The sequence below is a fragment of the Pleomorphomonas koreensis DSM 23070 genome (assembly GCF_000425185.1).
GTDB classification, from domain to species: Bacteria; Pseudomonadota; Alphaproteobacteria; order Rhizobiales; family Pleomorphomonadaceae; genus Pleomorphomonas; species Pleomorphomonas koreensis.
The window spans coordinates 1-15734 of record NZ_AULH01000011.1; the positions used below are offsets into that span (position 1 = coordinate 1).

A 15734-nucleotide genomic window follows, 5' to 3' on the forward strand; every position below is an offset into this window, starting at 1 on the left:
GGTATTCTCATAATGCCCTCGGTAACGAACCAGAGCATAAAGTCGACGAGCAGAATGTTGGTGGGTAACGGTGGGACAGACGCCCTTCCGATTCTGGACCCAAAGAGCACCATGAAGGACAACGTTTACCAGGGGCGTTCGGTCAAAATCTATCCGAAGGCATCGGGCAATCACTACGTCGATGAGTATATTAGCCCGGCGACATTCCCTGTTGTGAGTCCCATATCCTTCAAGCGGGACACGAATGACTTCCGGTCTTTCCTTTTCGAAGTTCTATCCGACAGCGTTAGGCTTCTGTTTGGCAGCGGCGCATCTGACCTTGATACGCAGCTGTTCAGAGATGTGGCCGATCGCCTCACGATGGGGACGGGAGACAGCTTTAGGGTAGATGGAACTTATAACGGTGGCCACTTCGTTATGGGCAATTATCACCTGTGGGTAGACGCGGAAGGTCGACTGAGAATCAAAAACGGGGCGCCGACACCTGGCACAGGTGACCATGAGGGGACAGTCATAGGCTCTCAAACGTAGTCACACGTCTGAAAGCCATCCTTCACCGAATGGATCTTTTCGGGCTGAAAAGCTAGGCGCCAGCGCCGGTTTGGTGAGGAAACCGGACGCCAACTAGCGCAGTATCGAACAACCAGTCAGGATTTTCTTGTGGGAAAAGTGGAATCCGAAGATGGAGACCTTCAAGCGCGCCTCGACGCATTGGCCCGTGCTCTTAGGCATATAGCCGACAGTTCAGCTGCCAACTACTGCGCTCGCAACTCTTTAGACGAGTTGACAGTGGAGTTTCCAGAGCTTTCGCTGCAGCAATTGATGGCTTCGCTGGAGCGAGAGGGGTGGAGATTTGCGCCGAGATGCGAGATTCTATCTTGATGGTTCTAAGCGCGCATTGCGTATGGCTTTAGACGGACTTTCGGATGCGCAAAGTCATCCGGAACGTCGCGAGCGTGGCCTGTGCGTTGCAATTGAATTCGGGAGATCTGTCGGTGAAGCTCTTCGCCGCTTAAAGTCCCGAGTTCCGGGCTACGACGAATGGTGGCTGTCGGCGAAAGAGACCTATCTATCGCATCCTGTGTGCGCTTATCTCTACGACAAAAGGAACGACATTTTCCACGAAGGCCATCTCTTGGTGAATCGCGTCACCGTCCCCCCTAACGTGAAGATGGTGCCAGAGGGCATCTTGGTTGACGGGCAGCTGTTTATAGCACCTCCAGATGCTGACAGCTTTGTCTTCGGCGACACGTTTGGAAACGACGGATGGGCAGTCGGCGACTCCGATATCGTCACCTATGCACTAAGCTTCCCCAGACCTTCAACTTCCTTGCAATTCGACGATGCCCCGGGGGAATTTAAAGACAGGCCCGCTATTGATGCGGTTGAGTTTTGGTTGAGCCGACTTACAGAATTGGTCGACGACGCCGAACAGAAGCTATTTGGGGCCGGCTGACTTCGCTTGTGCCTGAATTGGTATTTAACGATCGGAGTGCAGATGCTGGTCTCGCTCGGCGGGCACGCCGCCGCCGAAATAGTTGATGTGCATGTACGGCAGGAAAGCCGGCCACAGCTGCTCTAGTTCTGATCCTATGGATCTTCCTTTTTGCCTGTGGCCACGATCTGAAGCGTGCCATTTGGTAAGGGCCGCTGCAGAGCCCGCGCTTCACTCCAAGGAGCAAGAAGCCAGACGTCGATCTCCTCGGTCGTGGTGAGGATGGCCGGCATCGCTTTATCATGGATGGGATAGACTTCTGCGTTCGCGTCGGTCGTCAGAAAGCCGTAGAGAAGGTGCTCGCCGAGCTCTCGCATCGCCTCGGTTCCGCGGGCGCCTTTCCATCTGGTCCAGACTCCCGCAAAGAAAAACAACGGACGGGACTCGTCCAGTGCGAACCACGTGGGCGTCTTCTTTGGGGTGGTCGGTGCATACTCGCAGAAACTCGACGCCGGCACGATGCACCGGCACTCCGGCCGCAGCCATTTCTGCCAGTATGGCTTATCGGTGTTCCGCACGTTCGTGACGGGGATGCCACCCGGTGCCGGCGGTGGCATTCCCCAGCGCATCATGAGCAGCTCCCGCGCATCGCCTGCCTGACGCACCACCGGAGCGAATTTGTCCGGGAAAACGCCTGGCAACGGCGGAAGGTTGGTGGGTGGGTTGATCATCGCCCTCACGATGGCGCGAAAGGCATCTAGCGACTTTGTCATCGAGTACAAATTGCACATCGGCGGTCTTCCCAAGGGAGGCCGTCGCGACTCAACGACGGAGACCGCTTCAGGTTCACCTCGAACACCGCTCAAACGTAATTCCAGATCAATTCATCTGGTGCCAAGTGATCTTGCGCAGCGTGCCATTTGATTTTGCGCGCTACAGCGCCCGGCGCGAGCGTCGGCAGAAGCCGCCGGGCAGACCGCAACCAGACCATCGAGATAGTTGGTGAGCGCGGAGGGACTCGAACCCTCGACCCCATGATTAAAAGTCACGTGCTCTACCGACTGAGCTACGCGCTCCCACCTCGTCCGCAGGACGGCCGACGCCACGCAGTATAACCCGTGGCGGGGCCGGCGCGAACGGGCTTTCACATACTCGACCGGGATCGACATGGCAACCGAGGGCAGGGCGATTTTCGGCGCCGCCGCCAGCATGCCGTTGTCGCGTCACCCCCGGCACCGTGTCCGTGGCGTCACGGCGAGGCCGCAATCGACGGCGCTGCCGGCAGTGCTCCGTCCGCAATCGTTGCGTCCGGCCCTTGAATCGTTTTATGCCTTCTTGATTCCGCGGCGGAGTCCATGTCGAGTCCGTCGCCTTTTCCTTCCCATTGGTGAGACCCGTGTTTACCGCCCTGCGCATCGGCACCCTTTACTTCGGCTCGTCCTTTCTCACCGCCAACTGGCTGACGCGGATGCCGGATCTGCTCGTCCATCTCGGGGTGGACAAGGCGACCATGGGCCTCGCCCTGTTCCTGGGACCGGTGGGCGCGCTGGTCACCGCGCCGATCGCCGGGCCGCTGATGGACCGCTTCGCCGCCGCCCGCGTCTCCGTCGCCGGCCTCGCGCTCGCCGCGGCGATGCTGCTCGGCATCGGCCTTGCCGGCCATTGGATGGCGCTTGCCGTCATGCTGTTCTTCGCCGGCGCCGGCAACACGCTGTTCGAGATCGGCGGCAACGCCGGCATCCAGCGCCTCGAGGTGACCACCGGCGGCAAATATATGTCCCAGTGCCACGGCTACTGGAGCCTCGGCTTCGTCGGCGGCGCGTTGTCGGCCGGCCTGTTCGGCCAGTTCGGCGTGCCGCTCGTCTGGCACCTTGCCGCGATGGCGGCGGTCGGCGTGGTCGCCTGCGCCGGTATCGCCCTCCTGCTGCCCGCACCCATGTATGAGCGCGTAACCCGTCCGGCCGACGCCGCCAAGCCGCCCTTCTTCACGCTGCCGAGCGTCGGCCTGATCGGCCTCTGCGTGATGGCCACCGGCGTGACGCTGGCCGAGGGCGCCGTCTACGACTGGGGCACCCTGTTCCTGCGCGAGCAGCTCCAGCCCAACCCGTTCTGGACGTCGGTGGCCTATGGAACCTTCCCGCTTACCATGTTCCTCGGCCGGCTGGCCGGCGACTGGTTCCGGGCGCGCTACCGGGCGTCGAACATCGTCCGCGTCTGCGCGGCGGTCACCGTCGTCGGCCTCGTCGGCTTCATTTTCTCGCCGCATATTCTCGTCTCCGGCCTGTCGCTGGCGCTGATGGGGGTGGGCGTGTCGCTGGTGATGCCGATCGGCGTCGCCGCGGCCGGCGACAAGCCGGGCGACCCGGCGCGCAACGTCGCGGCCATGTCGATGATCATCACCGCCATCTTCCTGCTGGCACCACCCGGCGTCGGCTTCATCGCCCAGCATTTCGGCCTGACCGCCGCCTTCCTCCTGATGTTGCCCTTCGTGGCGGCGTCCGGCGTGTTTGCCCGCGAGGCCGATCCACCGCTCCGGGATGGCGGCAGCCAACAAAAGATGATTGGCGACCGACCGGTGGTTGATGCTACCAACGCCATCGGATGAGTTTCCGGGATTGGGAGCGGCGGCCATGGTGAAGGCGATTGTCGTCCGAAAGACGGGCGGACCCGAGGTGATGTCGTTCGAGGAGATCGAGGTTGGCGAGCCCGGCCCCGGCGAGGTGCGCCTGCGCCACACGGCCATCGGCGTCAACTTCATCGACACCTACTATCGCAAGGGCCTCTATCCGGCACCGGCCGGCCTGCCGTTCGTACCCGGCGCCGAGGCCGTCGGCATCGTCGACAAGGCGGGCGAGGGCGTCGTGCAGTTCCGTCCCGGCGATCGCGTCGCCTATGCCGGCTCGGTCGGCGCCTACGCCGAGGCGCGGGTGATCGACTCCCGCAAGCTGGTGCGCATCCCCGACGACATCGACGGCTACACCGTGGCGGCGAGCCTCCTCAAGGGCATGACGGTGCAGTATCTCCTGCGCCAGACCTTCAAGGTGACACGCGACCACACCGTGCTTTTCCACGCCGGCGCCGGCGGCGTCGGCCAGATCGCCGGCCAGTGGCTGAAGTCGCTCGGCGCCACGTCGATCGCCACCGTCGGCTCGGATGAGAAGGCGGAGATCGCCCGCGCCTGCGGCTATACCCACGTCATCAACTACCGCAAGGAGGACTTCGTCGCCCGCGTCGACGAGATCACCGGCGGCGCCAAGTGCGACGTGGTCTATGATTCGGTCGGCAAGGACACCTTCCCGGCCTCCCTCGACTGCCTGAAGCCGCGCGGCCTGTTCGTGTCCTTCGGCAATTCCTCCGGCCCGGTGGCCGAGTTCAACCTCGGTATACTGTCGCAGAAGGGTTCGCTCTACGCGACGCGGCCGACGCTCGCCCACTACACGGCGACGCGCGCCGATCTCGATGCCTGCGCCGAGGATCTGTTCGAGCAGATCAGGACCGGCGCGGTGACGATCAACGTCGGCCAGAAATTCCCGCTCGCCGAGGCCGTCGCCTGCCACAAGGCGATGGAGGCGCGCGAGACGGTCGGCTCGACGCTGCTGACGGTGTGATCAGACGGAAAACGACGTACCGCAGCCGCAGCTCGACGTGGCGTTCGGGTTCCTGACCTGGAACGACTGGCCCATCAGGTCGTCGACGAAGTCGATCTCCGAGCCGTCCATGAACGGCAGCGACACCTGATCGACCAGCACCGTGGCGCCATCGCGGCTGATGACCAGATCGTCGGCGTTCTGGCCGTCCACCAGGTCGAATCGATAGGAGAAGCCTGAGCAGCCGCCGCCTTCCACCGAGATGCGCAGCGCCGTCTTGCCCGGCTGCTTTTCCAGCACCTTGGCGATCCGGCGCGCGGCACTGGCGGTCATGGTGATATTGGCGGCGAGCGCTTCCATCGCGGTTCCCTTGGGCTGATAATGACTTGCAACCGTCATCGCTGCTGACATAGGTAAGGCAGCGGATGGCAAAGTCAAATGACGGCTGCGCGAGCCGGTCATGCGGATTTGCCGGGCAGGTGTGCGGGAGGCGACTGTGGCAGGTCTCGGATTCGGTACGGAACCGCTGGCGCCTTTCGCGGTCCACCCCGACGACAGCCGCGGCCGCCGCTATCCCGAGACGGCGAGCCCGACGCGCACGCCCTTCCAGCGCGACCGCGACCGCATCATCCACTCCACCACCTTCCGGCGCCTCAAGCACAAGACGCAGGTGTTCGTCTTCCACGAGGGCGACCACTACCGCACCCGGCTCACCCACACGCTGGAGGTGGCGCAGATCGGCCGGGCGCTGGCGCGGGCGCTGAGGCTGAACGAGGATCTCGCCGAAGCGCTGGCGCTCGCCCACGATGTCGGCCACACGCCGTTCGGCCACACCGGCGAGGATGCGCTCGACGCCTGCCTTTCAGGCTTCGGCGGCTTCGACCACAACGCCCAGTCCTTCCGGGCGGTCACCGAGCTGGAACATTCCTATGCCGAGTTCGACGGCCTCAACCTGTCGTGGGAAACGCTGGAGGGTCTCGTCAAGCACAACGGCCCGCTGACCGACGCCGAGGGGCGGCCGATCGGCCGTTATGCCGAGAAGGGGCTGCCGGTGGCGCTCCTCGCCTATCCGCATCTGTTCGACCTCGACCTGCACACCTTCGCCAGCGCCGAGGCGCAGGCGGCGGCGATCGCCGACGACATCGCCTACGACGCCCACGACATCGACGATGGCCTCCGGGCCGGCCTGTTCTCGCTCGGCGATCTCAGCGACTTGCCGCTGATCGGCGGCTTTCTCGACGCCATCGAGGCGAAATACCCCGGCCTCGACCAGCACCGCACCATCCACGAGATCACCCGGCGGCTGATCACCGCCATGGTGGAGGACGTGATCGCTACCTCGCTGTCGGCGCTCGATCAGCTCCGGCCCGGCTCGGCCGACGACATCCGCCGGGCGGGGCTGACCATCGTGACCTTTTCCGAGGGCATGGCCGCCGTCGACGCGGCGATCAAGGGCTTCCTGTTTCCGCGCATGTATCGCCATCCCGAGGTCATGCGGGTGCGCCGCGATGCCGATCGCGTGGTGAGGGACCTGTTCGACAAATACGTCATGCACCCCGACATGATGCCCGAGGAATGGCGGCGCGGCCTCGTGGCCGGTGACGAGGCGATGCTTGCCCGGCGGGTCGGCGACTACATCGCCGGCATGACCGATCGCTTCGCCATCCAGGAGCACCGGCGCTGGTTTGACGATACGCCGGAATTGCGCTAGGCCGCAGGCCGAACGGCCGCCTTTCAGGCCCCGACGAGGTACCCGATGAATATCTTCCAGGTGTTCGGCGAGCGCATCCGCTCGGCCATCGCTTCCCTGCCGCTCGACGTGCCGGCCGACGCGCTCGCCCGCATCGCCGTCGAGCCGCCGCGCGACGCGAGCCACGGCGATGTCGCCACCAACGCCGCCATGCTGCTGGCAAAGCCGCTCGGACGGAAGCCGCGCGACCTCGCCGAGGAGATCGCCGCCGCGCTGCGCGCCGACGCCGACGTCGAGGCGGTGGAGGTGGCCGGTCCCGGCTTCATCAACCTGCGCATCTCCCCGGCCTTCTGGACCGGCTTCCTGAAGACGTCGCTGGCCGAAGGGGAGGGCGTCGGCGCCAGCCGCTTCGGCAAGGGCCTGAAGGTCAATGTCGAATATGTCTCGGCCAATCCGACCGGCCCGATGCACGTCGGTCATTGCCGCGGCGCCGTGGTCGGCGACGCGCTGGCGCGCTTGCTCGCCAAGGCCGGCTTCGACGTCACCAAGGAATATTACATCAACGACGCCGGCGGCCAGATCGACGTGCTGGCCCGCTCGGCCTTCCTGCGCTACCGCGAGGCGCTGGGCGAGGCGATCGATATTCCCGACGGCTTCTATCCCGGCGACTACCTGAAGCCGGTCGGCGAGGCGTTGAAGGCCACCTGGGGCGACCGCCTGCTGGCCTTGCCCGAGGCCGAGTGGCTGCCGATCGTCAAGAAACTCGCCGTCGACATGATGATGGAGATGATCCGCGCCGACCTGGCGCTGCTCGGCGTCCGGCACGACCTGTTCTTCTCGGAGAAGACGCTGCACGACGCCCTCGACGGCAAGCCCTCCGAGATCGCCGAGATGATCGACGAGTTGCGCGCCCGCGACCTCGTCTACGACGGCCGCCTGCCGCCGCCCAAGGGCCAGCTGCCCGAGGACTGGGAGGACCGCGAGCAGGTGCTGTTCCGCTCGTCGGCGGCCGGCGACGACGTCGATCGTCCGCTGGTGAAGTCGGACGGCAGCTACACCTACTTCGCCGCCGACGTCGCCTACATGCGCTCGAAATACCGGCGCGGCTTCAAGCAGATGATCTTCATCCTGGGCGCCGACCATGGCGGCTACGTCAAGCGGCTCGAAGCGGTCGGCAACGCCATTTCCGGCGGCACCATCGAAGTGATCGTCCGCCTCTGCCAGCTGGTGAAGCTCTATCGCGGCGGCGAGCCGGTGAAGATGAGCAAGCGCTCCGGCGACTTCGTGACGCTGGCCGAGGTGGTGGAGGAGGTCGGCTCCGACGCCGTGCGCTTCATGATGCTGATGCGCAAGAACGACGCGCCGCTCGATTTCGACTTCGTCAAGGTCAAGGAGCAGTCGAAGGACAACCCGGTCTTCTACGTCCAGTACGCGCACGCCCGCTGCCACTCCATCCTGCGGCAAGCGCGCGAGGTGGCGCCGGAGGTGGCGGCGGCCGACGAGTCGGCGGCGCCGCTCGAGCTTCTGACCGACCCGGCCGAGCTGGCGCTGATCCGTAAACTTGCGGAATTCCCGCGCGTCGTCGACGCAGCCGCCGACACCCACGAGCCACACCGGATCGCTTTTTATCTGTATGAGCTGGCAAGCGACTTCCATGGACATTGGAACGCCGGTAAGGAAAATGTAGGTTTGCGGTTTGTTAACCCTGATGAACCACTGTTGACCCATGCACGTCTGGCTCTGGTCAAGGCAGTCAGGAACGTTGTTGCGTCGGGGCTTGGGGTTCTTGGCGTCAATGCGCCCGATGAAATGCGGTAGTCGCGGCGGAGCGTTCGCTCCCGTCGCCGGCTGAGAGACACGGGAAGCCGGAAGGCCGATGGTCAGGAGCAGCGCAGCCGAACAGTCGCCGATGCGGCCCGCCATGTCCGAGGGCGAGGACCGGCTCAGCGACGAAGAGCGGTATTATGAGGATATCCTGAGCGGCCGCCAGGCCGGCGACGCCGAGATGGACCAGTTCGTCGACGCGCTGGCCGCCGAGCTGGAGCAGGACATCGCCTCGATGAACCCGGTCGATGTGCGCACCGGCCAGGTCTACAAGCCGGTGAACGCCCGCAAGACGCGGCCGGCCTACGACCCCTGGGACGATCAGGCCCTCGACGAGTTCATGGCCGAGTTCGAGCGAGACGGCGTCGATCCGGTGGTCGACGAGTTCGGCGTGCTGCCGCCGCATGGCGAAGCCGCGCCGGCCGCCGCCGCCGAGCCGCGCGGCCGCCGTCGCCTCATGACCGCCGCCGCGGCGGCCGTCCTGCTGCTCGCCGCCGGTTTCGCCGGCTGGGCCTTCCTCGGCGGCTCCGGCGGCTTCGGCGAAGTGGCCGTGGTGAGGGCGCCCGACGGCCCCTTCAAGGTCAAGCCCGATCCCAATGCCAAGGAAGTGGTTGCCTCCTCGGAGGGGACTTCCGTTTACGACACGGTGGGGGGCGCGCCGCCCAAGGGCGAGGAGCGGCTGGTTGCCCGCAGCGGCGACGTGCCCGAACTGCCGGCGGTGACGCCGCATGTGTCGCGCATCACGCTGCCCGACGGCCAGGAGGTGGAAGCCGAGCTGCCGACCGGCTTCGATCCCAACGAAACCGGCCCGCGCCGCGTCCGCACCGTGCTGGTCCGGCCCGACGGCTCGCTGATCGAGACGCCCGCCGCCAATCCGGCCGCGCCGCTGCCGGCCGACGGCGCCGGTCAGATCATCGCCCGCAGCGAGGGCGACGACGCCGATAACGCCGAGGGCGGCACCGGCTTGCCGCCGCTTTCCGCCAGCAACCAGACGCTGGCGTCCGACGCGCCGGCCGCGCCGCAGGGCCTGCCGCCGAGCAATCTCACCGACGCCTCCGGCCAGCCGATGCCGATCAACCTCGCCGCCGTGGCCAATCCGCCGCCGGCTGCGGTGGAGACGACCGCTTCGGTGGCGCCGGCGCCCGACAGCATGGCGCCGCTGCCGCCCGTCAAGCCGGCGGCGTCGGCGGTGCCCGCCGCGTCGTCCGGCCCGCTCGACCTGACGGCCGCCGCCTCGCGGCCGCAGCCGGCCGCTCCGGCGGCGACGGAGACGGCAAGCCTGCCGCCGGCCACTGAGGCCGCACCGCCGCCCGCCGCCACCGGTGGTTCGGCTGCCTATGTGCAACTGTCCTCGCAGCGCAGCGCGGACGCCGCGCGCTCGGCCTTTGTGGCGTTGCAGAAGAAGTTCCCGTCGGTTCTCGGCTCGGCCACCGTCGACATCCAGCAGGCCGATCTCGGCGCCAAGGGCGTCTACTACCGGGCACGCGTCGGCGCGCCGACCCGCGAGGCGGCCGTCTCGCTCTGCGAGCAGCTTCGCGCGGCTGGCGGCGATTGCCTAATCGCCCGCTGACTTGAGCCCGCATCCTGCGGCCGCGTCGGAGTGCCGGATGGCCTCCGGCGCGGCTTTTCCTTTGGAGACCCACCGATGCCCCGTGCTTTCGTGACCGGCCTCAAGGGCACGATGCTGTCGCCCGACGAGCGCGCCTTCGTGGCCGACGCGGCGCCCTGGGGGCTGATTCTGTTCCGGCGCAACGTCGAGGACCCCGGGCAGCTTCGCCGCCTGACCGGCGATTTCCGCGACGCCGCCGGCTGGCACGCACCGGTGCTGATCGACCAGGAGGGCGGTCGCGTCCAGCGGCTGACCGCGCCGCACTGGCGCAAATATCCATCCGGGCGGCGCCTCGCCGGTGCGGCGGCCATGGCCGGCGACCCCACGCTGATCACCGACATCGCCCATCTGATCGGCGACGACCTCGCCGCCGTCGGCATCGACGTCGACTGTGCGCCTTGCCTCGACGTCGCCACCGCCGACATGACGCCGGCCATCGGCGACCGCAGCTACGGCGAGCGGCCCGATCTGGTAGCCGCCGCCGGCCGCGCCTTTGCCGAAGGTCTGATCGCCGCCGGCGTGCTGCCGGTGATCAAGCATCTGCCCGGCCACGGCCGCGCCCGCGTCGACAGTCACCACGAATTACCGGTGGTTGGCGCGAGCCTCGATACGCTGGCCGCCACCGATTTCCGCCCCTTCGAGCTGCTGAACGATCTGCCGGCGGCGATGACCGCGCATCTCGTCTACACGGCGATCGACCCCGAGCGGCCGGCAACGCAGTCGCCCGCCGTCATCTCGGAGATCATCCGCGGCCGCATCGGCTTCGATGGCCTGCTGTTCTCCGACGATCTGTCGATGAACGCCTTGAAGGGCTCGATTGCCGAGCGGGCTCGGGCGACGCTCGCCGCCGGCTGCGACATCGCGTTGCATTGCTCCGGCGACATGGCCGAAATGGTCGCCGTGGCCGCCGAGGCGCCGGAACTCACGGGAAAAGCCGCCGTGCGGGCGGAATTGGCATTGAAGCGGCCTGCCGCATCGCCGCATGATGACCCGCAAGGCGTGCTGGCGCGGCTCGACGCGGCGCTGGCCATCCACGACGCCGCCGGCGTCTGAGGAAACGGCACTCCCCATGGTGACCACCGACGAGTGGAGCGAATCCCGGCTCGACGTCGACCCCACGGCCGGCGAGGCCTTCGTGGTCGATCTCGACGGCTTCGAGGGGCCGCTCGACCTGTTGCTGACGCTCGCCCGCAACCAGAAGGTCGATCTCGCCCGCATCTCCATCCTGGCGCTGGCCGACCAGTATCTCGCCTTCATCGACAAGCTGGGCGAGCACCGGCTGGAACTGGCCGCCGACTATCTGGTCATGGCCGCCTGGCTGGCCTACCTCAAGTCGCGCCTGATGCTGCCGCCCGACGAGGTGCCGCAGGACGAGCCGTCGGCCGAGGAACTGGCCGGCATGCTGGCCATGCGCCTCAAGCGCCTCGAAGGCATCCGCATCCTGGCCGGCCGCCTCCTCGACCGCTCCCGCCTCGGCCGCGACGTGCTGCCGCGCGGCGCGCCCGAGGAGACCGGCCTCGTCAAGCGGTCGCTGTGGGAGGCCAGCCTCTACGACCTGCTCGACGCCTACGGCCGCCAGCGCCAGCGCGACATGGTGCGCGTCCACACCGTGCGCAAGCGCCAGGTCTGGGCGCTGGCCGACGCCCGCGACATCCTCGAACGGCTGGTCGGCACGATTGCCGACTGGGCACCGATCGACGACTATCTCGTCCGCTACATGACCGGGCCGGACTCGCGGGCCACCGTCCGCGCCTCGGCCTTTTCCGCCGCGCTGGAGCTGGTCCGCGAGGGACGGATGGAGCTGATGCAGTCCAGCCCGTTCGCGCCGCTCTACATGCGCAAGGGGCCGGGCGGACCGGACACGCCGGAGGAGGGCGCCTGATGAACCGTTCGGGCATGAGCGACGACGCGCCGCACGGCCAGCTCCGGCTGTTCGCCGGCGACCGCGACCCGGCCGAGTACGAAGCGTGGATGGCGGCGATTCGCGGCGCCGAGGCCATCCTGTTCGCCTCGGCCCAGCCGGTGGCCGCCGAGGACCTCGCCGAGCGCCTGGCGCCCGGCACCGACGTGGCGCACGTGCTCGCCGATCTCCGCACCATCTACGCCTCGCGCGGCGTCAACCTCGTCGAGGTGGCCGGCAAGTGGATGTTCCGCACCGCGCCCGACCTCGCTCACCTGCTCACCCGCGAGCAGGTGGAGCCGAAGAAGCTGTCGCGCGCCGCGCTGGAGACGCTGGCGATCATCGCCTACCACCAGCCGGTCACCCGTGCCGAGATCGAGGAGATCAGGGGCGTCTCCACCAACAAGGGCACGCTCGACGTGCTGATGGAAACCGGCTGGATCCGTATGCGCGGCCGCCGCCGTACGCCGGGCCGGCCGCTCACCTACGGCACCACCGAGGCTTTTCTGGTCCATTTCGGGCTTGAAGCGGTGACCGATCTGCCGGGCGTCGACGACCTCAAGGCGGCCGGTTTCCTGGAAGGCGCGGTGCCGCCCGGTTTCCGCGTGCCGGTACCCAACGCTTCGGACACGCTGATGCCCGACGAGGACCCGCTGACCGAGCTTGATTTCCAGGATTACGAGCCGTTGCCGCCCGAAGAATGAGGGCTTTGCGGCCGCATCTTCAGAATGCCGGATTTCCTCCATAGCCTCGTCGCAGTTTCTTGCGACGGGGCGTCCGTTGTGCAAGAGTGCCGCCACTTTCGGGCGGCTGCGCCCTCAGGAGACAGAAATGGGTTCGTTGAGCATCTGGCACTGGCTGATCGTCTTGGTCGTCGTCCTCATCCTGTTCGGCGGTCGGGGCAAGATTCCCGAGCTGATGGGCGATTTCGCCAAGGGTATCAAGAACTTCAAGAAGGGTATGTCCGACGACGACGAAACGCCGGCCAAGCCCGTCGAGAACAAGACCGACGACGCCCCCAAGGCCTGATCGATCCTCATCGGGTGTGTTTTTCTGAAGGCGCCGCGCCCTTATGCGCGGCGGGCGCCGATGGCGGGCGAGTGAACGATGTTTGAAGTCGGCTGGTCGGAAATCCTGGTGATCGCCATCGTGGCGCTCATCGTCTTCCCCACCAAGGATCTGCCGCGCCTGCTCAGGACCGTCGGCCAGATGGTGGGCAAGGCGCGGCGCATGGCCGGCGACATGCAGGCGCAATTCAATCAGGCGCTGCGCGAGGCCGAGCGGGAGGCCGATCTCGCCGACCTCAGGAAAAGCGTCCAGGACGCCAATCCGCTCAACGACATCAAGAAGACCCTCGATCCCGTGCGCACGCTCGGCGACGACCTGAAGACCGCGGTGACCGCGCCGATCCCGCCCAAGGCCGTCGAGCCGGCCCCGGCCGAGGTTTCGCCGCCGGCTGCGGCCGAGGTTTCGCCGCCGGTCCCGGCGGAGACGCCGGTGGCGCCGGCCGAGACCCCCGCCCCGGAGACCAAGGACGGGAGCGCCACATGACCAACAAGGACGAGGAAGACGAGATCGAGGCCTCCAAGGCGCCGCTGATCGAGCATCTCACCGAATTGCGCTCGCGTCTGTTGAAGTCGGTGGTGGCGATTCTCGTCTGCTTCCTGATCTGCTTCTTCTTCGCTCAGCACATCTTCAATATTCTGGTCATTCCCTATGAGCGAGCGGCCGGCGCCACGCAGAACGTGCGGCTGATCTACACCGCGCCGCAGGAATATTTCTTCACCCAGCTGAAGCTGGCGCTGTTCGGCGCGATGTTCATCGCCTTCCCGGTGATCGCCAACCAGATCTACATGTTCGTGGCGCCCGGCCTCTACAAGCGCGAGCGTCAGGCCTTCCTGCCGTTCCTGATCGCCACGCCGATCCTGTTCGTGCTCGGCGCGCTGATGGTGTTCTTCTTCGTGATGCCGGCGATCATGATCTTCTTCATGTCAATGCAGCAGACGGGCGGGCCGGGTCAGGCGGCGATCGAGCTGCTGCCCAAGGTGTCGGAATACCTGAGCCTGATCATGACGCTGATCTTCGCCTTCGGCATCGTGTTCCAGTTGCCGGTGGTGCTGACGCTGCTCGGCCGCATCGGCGTCGTTACCGAGGCGGGGCTGCGATCCTGGCGTCGCTACGCCATTCTCCTGTCCTTCGTGGTGGCGGCCGTGCTGACGCCGCCGGACCCGATGAGCCAAATCCTGCTTGCGGTTCCGACGATGCTTCTCTACGAAGTGTCCATCATTGCCGTCAGGTATATCAACAAGCGCGGCCAGTCCCGGGACGTCTCCACCACCGAAAGCTGATGAGTCGGCCCCGGCGGACGTGCCGCGCGGGGAAAGCCAATGCTCGACATCAAGTGGATTCGCGACAATCCGGAAGCCCTGAAGCACGCCCTGATGCGGCGCGGCCAGTCGGCGGACATCGCCGAAGCCACCGTGTCGGAGGCCGTCCGCCTCGACGACGCCCGCCGGGCCCATCTCAAGTCCCTTCAGGAGGCGCAGGAGCGCCGCAATGCCGCCTCCAAGGAAATCGGCAAGGCCAAGGCGGGCAAGGACGAGGCCCGCGCCGCCGCGCTAATGGACGAAGTGGCGGCCATCAAGTCGTTCATCCAGGACGGCGAAGCCAAGGAGCGCGACCTCGACGCCGCCCTCGACGCGGCGCTGTCGGTGATCCCCAATCCGCCGCTCGACGAGGTGCCCGACGGGCCGGACGAGAGCGCCAACGTCGAGCACCATCGCCACGGCGAGCCGCGCCAGCCCAACTGGGCGAAGGAGCATTTCGAGCTTGGCGAAGGGCTCGGCATGATGGATTTCGAGCGCGCCGCCAAGCTGGCCGGCGCCCGCTTCACCGTGGTGAAGGGCCATCTCGCCCGCCTCGAACGCGCGCTCGGCCAGTTCATGATCAACCTCCACACCATGGAGCACGGCTACACGGAAGTGATTCCGCCGCTCATGGTGCGCGACGAAGTGATGTACGGCACCGGCCAGTTGCCGAAGTTCGCCGAGGACCTGTTCCGCACCACCGACGGCCGATGGCTGATCCCGACCGCCGAGGTGCCGCTGACCAACCTCGTCCGCGAGGAAATCCTCGACGAGAAGGAACTGCCGCTGCGCTTCACGGCGCTGACGCCCTGCTTCCGCTCGGAAGCCGGCTCGGCCGGCCGCGACGTGCGCGGCATGCTGCGCCAGCACCAGTTCAACAAGGTGGAGCTGGTGTCGATCACCACGCCGGAGACCTCGCTCGGCGAGCACGATCGCATGCTGGCCTGCGCCGAGGAGGTGCTGAAGCGCCTCGGCCTCGCCTATCGCGTCGTCACGCTGTGCACCGGCGACATGGGTTTCGGCAGCCGCAAGACCTACGACATCGAGGTCTGGCTGCCCGGCCAGAAGAAATTCCGCGAGATTTCCTCCTGCTCGGTGTGCGGCGACTTCCAGGGCCGCCGCATGAACGCCCGTTACCGTCCGGCCGGTGAGCCGAAGGGCACGCGCTTCGTCCACACGCTGAACGGCTCGGGCGTCGCGGTCGGCCGGGCGCTGATCGCCGTCATGGAGACGTGGCAGAACGAGGACGGCTCGGTGACGGTGCCGGACGTCCTGCGGCCGCTGATGGGCGGCATCACCCGCCTCGAGAAGGCGTGAGGGAGA

General features: G+C 66.6%; 16 protein-coding genes and 1 tRNA gene. 14 read left to right on the forward strand and 3 right to left on the reverse strand.

The window, feature by feature from the left end:
* The coding region (locus H512_RS23440) for a hypothetical protein (protein WP_036791115.1) at positions 1–531 on the forward strand (531 nt) is incomplete at its 5' end.
* Between the two features lie 322 nt (positions 532–853).
* Positions 854–1456, forward strand: coding sequence for a hypothetical protein (locus H512_RS26935; RefSeq protein ID WP_156899448.1), 603 nt, complete (start codon positions 854–856; stop codon positions 1454–1456).
* A 134-nt stretch (positions 1457–1590) separates the two neighbouring features.
* Here H512_RS26935 and H512_RS0110100 read toward each other — a convergent pair whose 3' ends face one another.
* Positions 1591–2226, reverse strand: a complete 636-nt coding sequence (locus H512_RS0110100) for an SOS response-associated peptidase (RefSeq protein ID WP_026783349.1) — start codon at positions 2224–2226, stop codon at positions 1591–1593.
* 209 nt (positions 2227–2435) lie between these two features.
* Positions 2436–2511: transfer RNA gene (locus H512_RS0110105), tRNA-Lys, on the reverse strand.
* 320 nt (positions 2512–2831) lie between these two features.
* On the opposite strand from H512_RS0110105, the gene H512_RS0110110 reads away from it, so the two are divergent.
* The gene (locus H512_RS0110110) at positions 2832–4040 is read left to right on the forward strand and encodes an MFS transporter (RefSeq protein WP_026783350.1); all 1209 of its coding nucleotides are present in this window, start codon (positions 2832–2834) and stop codon (positions 4038–4040) included.
* Positions 4041–4065: 25 nt separating this feature from the next.
* A complete protein-coding gene (locus H512_RS0110115; RefSeq protein WP_026783351.1) occupies positions 4066–5043 on the forward strand; it encodes a quinone oxidoreductase family protein in 978 nt (325 codons plus the stop codon).
* Here the strand turns inward: H512_RS0110115 and erpA are convergent, their stop codons facing one another.
* Positions 5044–5382 (reverse strand): iron-sulfur cluster insertion protein ErpA, encoded by a 339-nt coding sequence (gene erpA, locus H512_RS0110120; protein WP_026783352.1) that lies wholly within the window; start codon positions 5380–5382, stop codon positions 5044–5046. It abuts the gene before it with no gap.
* 100 nt (positions 5383–5482) lie between these two features.
* On the opposite strand from erpA, the gene H512_RS0110125 reads away from it, so the two are divergent.
* From H512_RS0110125 to serS, 10 genes are all read left to right on the forward strand, one after another.
* A complete protein-coding gene (locus H512_RS0110125; RefSeq protein WP_053239743.1) occupies positions 5483–6733 on the forward strand; it encodes a deoxyguanosinetriphosphate triphosphohydrolase in 1251 nt (416 codons plus the stop codon).
* A gap of 45 nt (positions 6734–6778) precedes the next feature.
* Positions 6779–8530 (forward strand): arginine--tRNA ligase, encoded by a 1752-nt coding sequence (gene argS / locus H512_RS0110130; RefSeq protein ID WP_026783354.1) that lies wholly within the window; start codon positions 6779–6781, stop codon positions 8528–8530.
* Positions 8531–8588: 58 nt separating this feature from the next.
* Entirely contained in the window at positions 8589–10106 is a 1518-nt protein-coding gene (locus tag H512_RS0110135; protein ID WP_026783355.1) for an SPOR domain-containing protein, read from the forward strand.
* Positions 10107–10181: 75 nt separating this feature from the next.
* Complete coding sequence (gene nagZ / locus H512_RS0110140; protein ID WP_026783356.1) at positions 10182–11198, forward strand: beta-N-acetylhexosaminidase; 1017 nt, start codon at positions 10182–10184, stop codon at positions 11196–11198.
* Between the two features lie 16 nt (positions 11199–11214).
* Positions 11215–12027, forward strand: coding sequence for a segregation and condensation protein A (locus H512_RS23445; protein ID WP_036791119.1), 813 nt, complete (start codon positions 11215–11217; stop codon positions 12025–12027).
* An 89-nt stretch (positions 12028–12116) separates the two neighbouring features.
* The gene (scpB, locus tag H512_RS0110150) at positions 12117–12749 is read left to right on the forward strand and encodes an SMC-Scp complex subunit ScpB (RefSeq protein WP_036791164.1); all 633 of its coding nucleotides are present in this window, start codon (positions 12117–12119) and stop codon (positions 12747–12749) included.
* 127 nt (positions 12750–12876) lie between these two features.
* Positions 12877–13074: a twin-arginine translocase TatA/TatE family subunit gene (locus tag H512_RS0110155; RefSeq protein ID WP_026783358.1), complete on the forward strand. Its 198-nt coding sequence runs from the start codon at positions 12877–12879 to the stop codon at positions 13072–13074.
* Between the two features lie 78 nt (positions 13075–13152).
* Positions 13153–13596, forward strand: a complete 444-nt coding sequence (gene tatB / locus H512_RS27610) for a Sec-independent protein translocase protein TatB (protein ID WP_053239744.1) — start codon at positions 13153–13155, stop codon at positions 13594–13596.
* The gene (gene tatC / locus H512_RS0110165) at positions 13593–14393 is read left to right on the forward strand and encodes a twin-arginine translocase subunit TatC (protein WP_026783359.1); all 801 of its coding nucleotides are present in this window, start codon (positions 13593–13595) and stop codon (positions 14391–14393) included. Before tatB ends, tatC begins: the two co-directional genes overlap by 4 nt.
* A gap of 39 nt (positions 14394–14432) precedes the next feature.
* Positions 14433–15728, forward strand: coding sequence for a serine--tRNA ligase (gene serS, locus H512_RS0110170; RefSeq protein ID WP_026783360.1), 1296 nt, complete (start codon positions 14433–14435; stop codon positions 15726–15728).
* The last annotated feature ends 6 nt before the right edge of the window (positions 15729–15734 follow it).